This is a genomic window from Hydrogenophaga sp. GW823-FHT04C09, assembly GCF_058796355.1.
This window is the reverse complement of the sequence record NZ_JBXAIO010000017.1, coordinates 1-11,203: the sequence shown is the minus strand read 5'-3', so window position 1 is coordinate 11,203 and position 11,203 is coordinate 1. Positions and strand designations below refer to the sequence as shown.

Below are 11,203 nucleotides of genomic sequence, written 5' to 3'. Positions count from 1 at the left end.
ACGTCCATGGGGAACTGGTCGGCGCGGTCGATCTCGGCCGCGCGCGGCGCGATCTCGGCCTGCGCGAAATCGCGCACCGCGTCGCGCAGCGCGTCGATGTCTTCTCCAAGCTGGAAGTTCAGGCCGGGCAACTGCATGTCGGGATCTCCTTGAAGGGCGTTGAACTGCGAGCACCGCCTGGGCGACGGCGCTTTCTGCACTGAATACGATCTGCGGTGTCGACCGGGGGAATTTCTGACCCCCGTCGTTGACATCACCTCATTCCTATTCCATACTATACCTAACGAACGTTCGCTATTCATGACAAGCTCCAAACTTTCCCGATCACCGCGAACCGACAACCGCTTGCCGGAGTTGCTGAACGCCGCGGCGCGCCTTTTCGCGAGCCGCGGATACGCGGCAACCTCCATGCGAGACATCGCCGTCGAGGTCGACATGAAGCCCGGCTCGCTCTACTACCACTTCCCCTCCAAGGAAGAGTTGCTGCTCGCGGTTTATCAAGCGGGCGTGCGAGCGCTGGAGGAGGCCACCGCCGAAGCGGTGGCCAAGGAAACAGATCCCTGGGTGCGTCTGGAGGTCCTGTGCAGGGCCCACCTGGAAGCCGTTCTGCGCGACAGCGATTACGCCCAGGTGCTGATCCGCGTGCTGCCTGACGACATTCCCCAGGCCGCGGATCGTCTGCGGGAGCTGCGCGAAAGCTACGAACAGGTCTTCCGCCATGTCGTGGCGCAACTGCCGCTGCCCGCGGGCACGGACCGCCGTGCCCTGCGCCTGATGCTGATTGGCTCGCTCAACTGGGCGACGCTGTGGTTCAACCCCGATGGACGCGACTCCCCACGCGTTCTCGCGCGAAAGTTTGTGGGGCTAGTGAAGGAAATGCAAGATGGCCGAACGTCCACCTAGGGTGATCGTGACAAAGATTGGATTTGATGGGCACGACCGGGGCAGCCGCGTGATCGCGGCCTGTCTGCGGGATGCGGGCATGGAGGTGATCTACACCCCGCCCTGGCAGGAGATACCCACCGTCGTCAAGCTCACGATGGAAGAGGACGCCGACGTCATCGGCATCTCCTCGCTCGCCACCGACCACCTCATCGTGCCCAAGCTCGTGGCCGCGCTGCGCGAAGCCGGGCTGGCCGATGTGCAGGTCATCGTCGGCGGCATCGTGCCCGCCAAGGACGAAGCGATGCTGCTGGCGTGTGGCGTGGCTCAGGTGTTTCATCCCGGCACCTCGCTGGACGATGTCGTTGTGTCGGTGCGCGCGCTGTCCGAAAAGCGCCGCGCCATCCTGGGGGCATCGACATGAACGGCCTCGCGCAATGGGAAGCCGAGTTCGCCAAGGGCGTCGTCGGCGAAACGACCACCTACAACCGTTCCGGCATCGGCATCAAGCCGCTGTACACCCCCCAAGACCAGACCGGCGCACCCTATGAGGAAGCGCTGGGCTATCCCGGCCAGTACCCGTTCACGCGTGGCATCTACGCCACGATGTACCGAGGTCGAAGCTGGTCCCAGCGCCAACTCATCGGCCTGGGCGTGCCCGAGGACTACAACCTGCGGGTCAAGGAGATCCTCGACCTCGGCGCGTCCGCGCTGTCGCTGATTCCGTGCAACTCGGTGTTCCGCGGCTACGACGCGGACGACGTGCCGTCGGAACTGCTCGGCACTTGCGGCACGGTCATCAACCATGTGGAGGACATGCGGGTCGCCCTCGACGGTGTGCCCATTGGCGAACTGTCCACCGCCATGAACGACCCGACGCCGTTCACGCTGCTGGCCTTCGAGCTGGCGGTCGCCAAGCGCCGCGGCGTGCCATGGACCAAGATCACGGGCACCTCGAACCAGAGCGACTGCATCTCGCACTTCGTCGCCAACCACATGTTCTTCCGCCTGGCGCTGCAGGGCGCGCGCCGGGTCATCGTGGACCACATCGCCTTCGCGAACAAGCACGTGCCTGGCTGGAACCCCTTGTCCATCGTCGGGCAGCACATGCAGCAGGCGGGCGCGACGCCGGCCGAAGCCATGGCCTTCACGCTGTGCTCGGGCATCCAGTACGCGGAAGACTGCATCGCCGCCGGCATGGACCCGGACCAGTTTCTGCCGCGCTTCACCTTCTTCTTCGACGTCTCGGTGAGCTTCTTCGAAGAGGTGGCCAAGTTCCGCGCCGGCCGCCGCATCTGGGCCCGGCTGTGCCGCGAGCGTTTCGGCGCCAAGGACCCGCGCTCCTGGCGCTTCAAATTCCATGGCCAGACCTCCGGGGTCGACCTGACCCGCCAGCAACCGCTGAACAACGTTGCCCGGGTCACGACGCAGGCGATGGCCGGCATCTTCGGCGGCCTGCAATCGCTTCACACGGACGGCTACGACGAGGTGTTTTCAACCCCCACCGCCGAAGCCGCGCGCATCGCGGTGGCCACGCAGAACATCCTGCGCGAAGAGGCCCATCTCACGGACGTCATTGACCCGCTGGGTGGCTCCTACTACGTGGAGTCGCTCACCAACGACATGGAAGCCAAGATCAACGGGATCATCTCGATGATCGACGAAGTGGGCGGCATGTACCAGGCGGTGGAAAAAGGCATCGTGCAGCGCATGATCGGCGAGTCCGCGCTGGCCTTCCAGAAGAAGATCGACGCGGGCGAGCAAACCATCGTGGGCGTCAACGCGTACCAGGTCGAGGAAGACCCCGCGACCTACCCCTCCCTGGAGTACCCCGACGCGGCGCGCATGCAGTCGTACCTGGGGCGCCTGGCCGACTTCAAGAAATCGCGCTCCAACGCGGACGTCGAGAAGGCGATCGGTGCCCTGGCCAAATCGGCCAACACGGCCAAGTCCAACGTCTTCGAGCACGTGGTGGCGGCCGCCGAAGTCGGTGCCACCCACGGCGAGATCTGCGGCACCTTGCGCAAGGAACTGGGCTTTGGTCAACCGCTGACGGTGGTGTGAGCGCCGTGAGCAACATGTCCATTCAAAAGGCGCTGGGCGGCGATCGACGCGCCCTTGCACAAGCCATCAGCGCGTTGGAAAACGGCGGCGAGATGGCCGTCGAGGTGCGCCGCGCCGTCGCGGCGTCGCAGGGCCGGGCGCACGTCATCGGTGTCACTGGGCCACCCGGTGGTGGAAAGTCCACGCTGGTGTCGGTGCTGATCAAGGGGTTGAGAAAAAAGGGCAGGACGGTCGCCGTCGTGGCCATCGATCCCTCGAGTCCGTTCACCGGCGGCGCGGTCCTGGGCGACCGCATCCGCATGGGCGAGCGCCAGAGCGACGAGGGCGTTTTCATCCGCTCGCTGGCATCGCGCGGCCATCTCGGCGGCCTGTCGGTGGCCGCGGGGGATGTCATCGATCTGTTCGACGCCTCGGGCTATGACGTGGTGATCGTCGAAACCGTGGGTGCCGGCCAATCGGAAGTGGAAATCACGCGTTTTGCCGACACGCGCGTCGTGGTGTGCCCGCCCGGGCTGGGCGACGATGTGCAGGCGATCAAGGCCGGTGTGCTGGAAATCGCCGACATCTTCGTCGTGACCAAGGCCGATCTGCCCGACGCCCGCAAGACCGAATCCGAGCTGCTGGCCATGCTGACGCTGCGGCGCTCACAAGATCTGACGCCGGAGGTGATGCGCGTGTCCGCGCCCGGCGAAGAGGGCACCGATGCCTTGGTGGACTGGCTGGATGCGCGAAGCGAGCGCGGCCGACGCCACGCGGCCGGTGGCGCCAAGTCGGCCTACAACCTGGTCTCCCGGTGCATCGAGGGCGACAACATGGCCCGTCTGCTTGGCATCGAACTCGTGGCGGCATCGATGGGCAGCACCACGCTGCGCATGAAGGTGATGCGCAAGCACATGAACTTCAACGACCGCTGCCACGGCGGCGCGCTCTTCGCGCTGGGCGACATGGCGCTGGGCCTGGCCTGCAACTCGTACGGAAAGATCGCCACCCTGGTGGATGGCCAGCTCAGCATTTCCACCGCGGTCGAAGAAGGCGAATGGCTGGTGGCGCATGCGCACGAGGTCTCTCGCTCGCGCAAGATCGGCAGCTATCAGGTGAAGATCACGCGGGCCCGCGACGGCGAACACATCGCGTTGCTGCATGGCACGGTCTACGTGCTGGACCGGTCCGTCGAAGCGGCGATGGGTGAGGGCGCGTGATGGGTGTGCTTTCAGAAGCGCCACTGCATGGCCGGGGACGGCAGCGCCTGCGGTCTCTCAAGCGCCTGGCGCGCGCGGGGAGCGGCACGGACGCCGCACCCGCGCTCAAGCTGCAGAGCCAGGCGATCGCGCTGGCGCTGCTGGACCGCAGCATCAAGTTCAAGCACAGGCGGCTGGCGCTGCTGCGCTTGAAGGACGCCGTTGAACTGGGCGCCCCGGTGAGCACCGAGCAATGGACCTATTGCAAGGGCGTGCTGCCCCTGGAGCAAGACGGCGCGCTGCGCGCCGATGTCGAGCGCGCCGCGATCGGTTTCCGAAGCCCCCCCGTTGCCAAGGCAGAAAAGCTGTGAACACGACTTTCCCCCGATTGCTGCTGACGCAGGCGGCCGAACACGGTGAGCGGCCGGCGATGCGCGAGAAGGAATACGGCATCTGGCAGACGACGACGTGGGCTGGCATGGCCGAGCTGGTGGAGCGCCTGGCCTGCGGGCTGCACCAGGCGGGCCTGCAGCGCGGCGAGCACATGGTGGTCATCGGCGCCAACCGCCCGCGCCTGTACGCCACGATGCTGGCCGCGCAGTCGCTGGGCGCGATCCCGATCCCGCTGTACCAGGACGCGGTGGCCGCCGAATGCATCTTCCCGATCAACAACGCCGAGGTGCGCTTCTGCGTGGTGGAAGACCAGGAGCAGGTCGACAAGATGCTGGAGATCCGCGAGCGCTGCCCGCAGCTCAGCCACCTCTACTACGACGACCCGCGCGGCCTGCGCAACTACGACCAGCCCGGCCTGCGCAGCATGGCCTCGCTCATCGAAGCCGGCCAGGCCCACGCCAAGGCCCACCCCCAGCTGTTTCGCGAACAGGTGGAGCTGGGCCGCACCGAGGACGTGGCCGCCATGTTCTTCACCAGCGGCACCACCGGCAACCCCAAGGGCGTGGTGCACACCCACCAGACCCTCATCAACCGCGCCACCGTGGGCGCCAGGTTCGACAAGCTCACGCGCGAAGACGAGATCCTGGCCTACCTGCCCCCGGCCTGGATCGGGCAGAACATCTTCAGCTACGCGCAGTGGCTGGTGGCCGGCTACGTGGTGAACTGCCCGGAGTCGGCCTCCACGGTCACGATCGACCTCAAGGAAGTCGGCCCGACCTACTACTTCGCGCCGCCACGCATCTTCGAAGGCCTGCTCACCAGCGTGATGATCCGCATGGAAGACGCCGGCGCGATCAAGCGCGGCATGTTCCACCGCTTCATGGCGCTGGCCCGCCGCGTGGGCCCGGACCGCATGGACGGCAAACCCATCGGCCTGCTCGACTCGATCAAGTACCGCCTGGGCGACTGGCTGGTCTACGGCCCGCTGCGCAACAACCTGGGCATGAGCCGCGTGCGCGTGGCCTACACCGCCGGCGAAGCCATCGGGCCCGACCTCTTCAGCTTCTACCGCTCCATCGGCATCAACATGAAGCAGCTCTACGGCTCCACCGAGACGGCCGTGTTCGTCTGCCTGCAGCCCGACCACGAGGCCCGCGCCGACACCGTGGGCGTGCCCTGCGAGGGGGTGGAGATCAAGCTCTCCGAGACCGGCGAGATCCTGGTCAAGTCGCCCGGCCTGCTCAAGGGCTACTACAAGAACGAGGCCGCCACGGCCGAGGTGCTCACCGCCGACGGCTGGTACCACACCAGCGACGCGGGCTTCATCGACGCCTCGGGGCACCTGAAGATCATCGACCGCGTCAAGGACGTGGGGCGGCTGAAGGGCGGCGCGCACGACGGCGCCATGTTCGCGCCCAAGTACGTGGAGAACAAGCTCAAGTTCTTCTCCCACATCAAGGAGGCCGTGGCCTACGGCGATCAGCGCGAGCGGGTCTGCGTGATGGTCAACATCGACTTCGAGGCGGTGGGCAACTGGGCCGAGCGGCGCAACCTGCCCTACGCGGGCTACACCGACCTGGCGCAGAAGCCCGAGGTGTACGAACTCATCCGCGAATGCGTGGAGAAGGTCAACGCCGACCTCAGCCGAGACGAGCTGCTCGCGGGCAGCCAGATCAGCCGCTTCCTGGTGCTGCACAAGGAGCTGGACGCCGACGACGGCGAGCTCACCCGCACCAACAAGGTGCGCCGCGGCTTCATCGCCGAGAAGTACGGCGTGCTGGTCGAGGCGCTGTACGGCGGCAAGGCCGAACAGTACATCCAGACGCAGGTGAAGTTCGAGGACGGGCGCACCGGCTCGGTCAGCGCCACGCTCAAGCTGAGCGACGCGAAGACCTTCACCCCCGTCAAGGCCGCAGCCTGAGCCGCCGCCCGAGCCCGAACACCCCACACCCGACCATGACACAGAAGAAGATCGGCGACGTCGTCCTCAACGTCCAGAACATCAGCCTGCGCTTTGGCGGCGTCAAGGCGCTGACCGACATCAGCTTTGACGTGCGCGAGCACGAGGTGCGCGCCATCATCGGGCCCAACGGCGCGGGCAAGAGCTCCATGCTCAACTGCATCAACGGGGTGTACCAGCCCCAGGAGGGCTCGATCAGCTTTCGCGGCCGCACCTTCAGGCACATGAACAGCCGCCAGGTGGCCGAGATGGGCATCGCGCGCACCTTCCAGAACCTGGCGCTCTTCAAGGGCATGAGCGTGATCGACAACCTCATGACCGGGCGCAACCTGCGCATCAGGAGCGGGCTGCTCGCGCAGGCCTTCCGCAACCCCTTCGGCATCGGAGGGGCGCAGAAGGAAGAAGAAGCGCACCGCGAGTTCGTCGAACACATCATCGACTTCCTGGAGATCCAGGCCTACCGCAAGACGCCGGTGGGGCAGCTGCCCTACGGGTTGCAGAAGCGCGTGGACCTGGGCCGAGCGCTGGCCATGGAGCCGCAGGTGCTGCTGCTGGACGAGCCGATGGCGGGCATGAACCTGGAGGAGAAGCAGGACATGAGCCGCTTCATCCTGGACGTGAACGACGAGTTCGGCACCACCATCGTGCTGATCGAGCACGACATGGGCGTGGTGATGGACATCTCCGACCGCGTGGTGGTGCTGGACTACGGCAAGAAGATCGGCGACGGCACCCCCGAGGAAGTCCGCCGCAACGAGGAGGTCATCAGCGCCTACCTCGGCACGAGTCATTGATGACCACGGCACCCCTGGACGGACCTTTTCTCGCGAACGGAATTGACCATGGCATTTTTTCTTGAAGCGCTGCTGGGCGGCCTGATGGCCGGCATGCTGTATTCGCTGGTCGCGCTGGGCTTCGTGCTGATCTTCAAGGCCTCGGGCGTCTTCAACTTCGCCCAGGGCGCCATGGTGCTCTTCGCCGCCCTGGCCATGGCCCGTTTCTCCGAGTGGATTCCGATCTGGCTGGGCATCGAGAGCCGGGTGCTGGCCAACGTGGCGGCCTTCGTGCTCGCCGGTGCGCTCATGTGGCTCGTGGCCTGGCTGATCGAGCGGCTGGTGCTGCGCCACCTGGTGAACCAGGAAGGCGTGACCCTGTTGATGGCCACGCTGGGCATCAGCTACTTTCTCGACGGCCTGGGCCAGACGATCTTCGGTTCGAACATCTATCCGATCAACGTGGGCATGCCCAAGGATCCGCTGATCCTGTTCGAAGGCACGTTCGACGGTGGGGTGCTGCTCAACCTGGAAGACATCTACGCGGCTTGCGTGGCCGCCTTGCTGGTCGCCGCGCTGTCGCTGTTCTTCCAGAAGACAGCCACCGGCCGGGCGCTGCGCGCCGTGGCCGACGACCACCAGGCCGCGCAGTCCATCGGCATCCCGCTCAACCGCATCTGGGTCATCGTCTGGTTCGTCGCGGGCATCACCGCGCTGGTGGCCGGAATCATCTGGGGCTCCAAGCTGGGTGTGCAGTTCTCGCTCACCACGGTCGCGCTGCGCGCGCTGCCGGTGGTGATCCTGGGCGGCCTCACCTCGGTGCCCGGCGCCATCATCGGCGGCTTGATCATCGGTGTGGGCGAGAAGCTCTCCGAGGTCTACCTCGGGCCGTTCGTGGGCGGCGGCATCGAGATCTGGTTCGCCTATGTGCTGGCGCTGGTGTTCCTGCTGTTCCGGCCCCAGGGCCTGTTCGGCGAAAAGATCATTGATCGAGTCTGAGAAAGCCCGCCATGTTCTATCGTGAAAACGGTCAATTCAAGACCACCTACCGCGCCGACCAGCAGATCTTCCCGATCGCGCAGGACCGCTGGCTGATCTGGGGCCTCATCGCATTCGCTTTCATCGGCGTCCCGCTGCTGGCGGACGAGTACCTGCTGCGCGCCATCCTGATCCCCTTTCTGATCATGTCGCTCGCGGCGCTGGGGGTGAACATCCTGGTGGGCTACTGCGGCCAGATCTCGCTGGGCTCGGGCGCCTTCATGGCCGTGGGGGCCTACGGCGCCTACAACTTCTTCGTGCGCGTGCCCGGCATGCCGTTGGTCCCGGCGCTGATCCTGGGTGGGTTGTGTGCGATGGCCTTCGGCATCCTGTTCGGCCTGCCGAGCCTGCGCGTGCGCGGCCTGTACCTCGCGGTGGCCACGCTGGCCGCGCAGTTCTTCGCCGACTGGATGTTCCTGCGCATCAAGTGGTTCACGCTGGACACGCCCTCGGGTTCCGTCTCGGTCTCCAACCTGCAGGTGTTCGGCCTGTCGCTGGACAGCGCCGCGGGCAAGTACCTGTTCTGCCTGGCGGTGCTGGCGGTCATCGCGCTGCTGGCCAAGAACCTGGTGCGCAGCGCCATCGGCCGCGAGTGGATGGCGATCCGCGACATGGACGTGGCCGCCGCCGTGATCGGCATCCGCCCGATGTACGCCAAGCTCAGCGCCTTCGCGGTGAGCAGCTTCATCATCGGCGTGGCCGGCGCGCTCTGGGCCTTCGTGCACCTGAGCGCCTGGGAGCCCGCGGCCTTCTCTGTGGATGTCTCGTTCCGCCTGCTGTTCATGGTGATCATCGGCGGCCTGGGTTCCATCGTGGGCAGCTTCTTCGGCGCGGCCTTCATCGTCGTGCTGCCCATCGTTCTCAACCAGGTTCTTCCCGCCCTCGGGGCGCTGGTGGGCGTCGAAATCTCCACGGTCGCGGTGTCGCACGCGGAGTTCATGGTGTTCGGGGCCTTGATCGTCTGGTTCCTGATCGTCGAGCCCCACGGGCTCGGCAAGCTCTGGTCACTCGGAAAGCAAAAGTTGAGGATCTGGCCATTTCCTCACTGACTCCCTAAGGGGTCACGAACCCGGCCACGCGAAAACCTACACAACATCTGGAGACACCATGAAGAAAACCTGCGCGACTTTCGCGACGGTGCTGGCCCTGCTCGCCCCGAGCATGTCCACCAACGCCATCGCCCAAGACAAACAACAGTATTTCCCTTTGCTCACTTTCCGCACCGGCCCGTATGCGCCCAGCGGATCGCCTTGGGCGAACGGTTTTGTCGACTACTTCAAACTGGCCAACCTCAAGGGCGGCATCAACGGCGTGCGCATCGCCTGGGAAGAATGCGAAACCGGTTACGCCACCGACCGGGGCGTGGAGTGTTACGAGCGCATGAAGGGCAAGAACGGCGGCGCCACGGTGTTCCAGACCATGTCCACGGGCATCACGCTGGCCCTGACGGAGCGCGGCATGGCCGATGGCATTCCGATCCTGACGCCGGCCTACGGACTGAGCGAGAGCGCCGACGGCGAGGTCTTCAAGTGGAGCTTCCCGATTGGCGGCAGCCACTGGGCCTCGGCGGACACGCAGGTCCAGTATGTGGCGCAGAAGCTGGGTGGGGTCGACAAGCTCAAGGGCAAGAAGATCGCCTTGCTGTACCACGACAGCCCCTATGGCAAGGAAGCCATTCCCGTGGTGACCGCGCGCGCCAAGAAACACGACTTCGAATTGACGGCCATTCCGGTGTCGCATCCCGGTGTGGACCAGAAGGCCGCCTGGTTGCAGATCCGCCGCGCGCGCCCGGACTTCGTGCTGCTCTGGGGTTGGGGCGTGATGAACTCCACCGCCCTGAAGGAGGCGCAGTCCACCGGCTTCCCGCGGGACCATGTGGTCGGTGTCTGGCCGTCCGGCTCCGACTCCGACGTGAAGGAAGTGGCAGGCGCCGCAGGCTACAGCGCGGTGCTCGTGCTGCCCGGCCCGGGGTTTGACTCTGCCATTGCCAAGGAGGTGCGCGAGAAGCTGCACGCCAAGGGCCAGGGCTCGGGTCCGAAGGAAGAGGTCGGCGAAGCCCTGTACATGCGCGGTCTGATGAACGCCATGGTGGCGGTGGAAGGCGTGCGCCGGGCGCAGGAGAAGTTTGGCAAGGGGCAGGTGATGACGCCGGCCCAGGCTCGATGGGGGTACGAGAACCTGCAGATCAACGACAAGCGCCTGGCGGAACTCGGCATCGCGGATGTGATGCAACCGCTGTCCACCAGCTGCAAGGACCACATGGGCCCCTCGGCGGCGCGCGCCTACACGTGGAACGGCTCCAAGTGGGAGGTGAGCTCGGAGTGGCTGCATGCGGATCCCGCGTTGCTCAATCCCATGATCAAGGCAGCCGGCGACAAGTACGCAGCGGAGAAGAAGCTGACGCGCCGCACGCCAGCTGACTGCCAGTCCTGATCCACCCCCGCCGCGCTGCGCGCGCCCCCCTCCAGGGGGCGACACCTGGGGCCGGCAGAGCCGGACCCTCGGTGTCCCTGGATGGGGCACGCGCTGCGGTGGTGGTTCGTTCCTGCGGCTGGTTTTTCCAGCCGCCATTTGCCAGGGTGGCGCGCCGCCCTGGCAAATGGTCCCCAAGGAATCGGAATCTCCATGAACACGCCCAACACCGTTCTCAACGTCAACGGCATCGAGGTCATCTACAACCACGTCATCCTGGTGCTCAAGGGCGTCTCGCTGCAGGTGCCCCAGGGCCAGATCGCGGCCATCCTGGGCGGCAACGGCGCGGGCAAGACCACCACGCTGCGCGCCATCTCCAACCTGCTCAAGGGCGAGCGCGGCGAGGTCACCAAGGGCAGCATCGAGCTGCGCGGCGAGCGCATCGAGAACCTCTCGCCCGCCGACCTCGTGCAGCGCGGCGTGGTCCAGGTCATGGAGGGGCG

The 11,203-nt window shown here is 65.9% G+C and carries 12 protein-coding genes; 11 read left to right on the top strand and 1 reads right to left on the bottom strand.

Going from position 1 to position 11,203, the window contains the following annotated elements:
* On the bottom strand, window positions 1-137 hold a 137-nt coding region (locus tag AC1Q9M_RS25435; protein ID WP_492436416.1), incomplete at its 3' end, for an acyl-CoA dehydrogenase family protein.
* A 208-nt stretch (window positions 138-345) separates the two neighbouring features.
* On the opposite strand from AC1Q9M_RS25435, the gene AC1Q9M_RS25430 reads away from it, so the two are divergent.
* From AC1Q9M_RS25430 to AC1Q9M_RS25380, 11 genes are all read left to right on the top strand, one after another.
* The gene (locus AC1Q9M_RS25430; protein ID WP_444689012.1) at window positions 346-903 is read left to right on the top strand and encodes a TetR/AcrR family transcriptional regulator; all 558 of its coding nucleotides are present in this window, start codon (window positions 346-348) and stop codon (window positions 901-903) included.
* A 7-nt stretch (window positions 904-910) separates the two neighbouring features.
* A complete protein-coding gene (locus tag AC1Q9M_RS25425; RefSeq protein WP_492436413.1) occupies window positions 911-1,306 on the top strand; it encodes a cobalamin B12-binding domain-containing protein in 396 nt (131 codons plus the stop codon).
* The gene (locus AC1Q9M_RS25420) at window positions 1,303-2,946 is read left to right on the top strand and encodes an acyl-CoA mutase large subunit family protein (RefSeq protein ID WP_492436411.1); all 1,644 of its coding nucleotides are present in this window, start codon (window positions 1,303-1,305) and stop codon (window positions 2,944-2,946) included. Before AC1Q9M_RS25425 ends, AC1Q9M_RS25420 begins: the two co-directional genes overlap by 4 nt.
* 14 nt (window positions 2,947-2,960) lie before the next feature.
* Window positions 2,961-4,145: a methylmalonyl Co-A mutase-associated GTPase MeaB gene (gene meaB / locus AC1Q9M_RS25415; protein ID WP_492436408.1), complete on the top strand. Its 1,185-nt coding sequence runs from the start codon at window positions 2,961-2,963 to the stop codon at window positions 4,143-4,145.
* A complete protein-coding gene (locus tag AC1Q9M_RS25410; protein ID WP_444689016.1) occupies window positions 4,145-4,495 on the top strand; it encodes a hypothetical protein in 351 nt (116 codons plus the stop codon). The genes meaB and AC1Q9M_RS25410 overlap by 1 nt, the downstream gene beginning before the upstream one ends.
* A complete protein-coding gene (locus AC1Q9M_RS25405) occupies window positions 4,492-6,438 on the top strand; it encodes an AMP-binding protein (protein ID WP_492436406.1) in 1,947 nt (648 codons plus the stop codon). Before AC1Q9M_RS25410 ends, AC1Q9M_RS25405 begins: the two co-directional genes overlap by 4 nt.
* 35 nt (window positions 6,439-6,473) lie before the next feature.
* Window positions 6,474-7,271 carry an ABC transporter ATP-binding protein gene (locus AC1Q9M_RS25400; RefSeq protein ID WP_382322018.1) on the top strand — a complete coding sequence of 266 codons (798 nt, stop codon included), beginning with the start codon at window positions 6,474-6,476 and terminating at the stop codon, window positions 7,269-7,271.
* Window positions 7,272-7,319: 48 nt separating this feature from the next.
* The gene (locus AC1Q9M_RS25395; protein WP_444691315.1) at window positions 7,320-8,249 is read left to right on the top strand and encodes a branched-chain amino acid ABC transporter permease; all 930 of its coding nucleotides are present in this window, start codon (window positions 7,320-7,322) and stop codon (window positions 8,247-8,249) included.
* Window positions 8,250-8,260: 11 nt separating this feature from the next.
* The gene (locus tag AC1Q9M_RS25390; RefSeq protein WP_444689018.1) at window positions 8,261-9,337 is read left to right on the top strand and encodes a branched-chain amino acid ABC transporter permease; all 1,077 of its coding nucleotides are present in this window, start codon (window positions 8,261-8,263) and stop codon (window positions 9,335-9,337) included.
* Between the two features lie 58 nt (window positions 9,338-9,395).
* Window positions 9,396-10,721: an ABC transporter substrate-binding protein gene (locus AC1Q9M_RS25385; protein WP_492436403.1), complete on the top strand. Its 1,326-nt coding sequence runs from the start codon at window positions 9,396-9,398 to the stop codon at window positions 10,719-10,721.
* A gap of 192 nt (window positions 10,722-10,913) precedes the next feature.
* Window positions 10,914-11,203 (top strand): ATP-binding cassette domain-containing protein (locus tag AC1Q9M_RS25380; RefSeq protein WP_492436401.1); only part of this gene is annotated, 290 nt, incomplete at its 3' end.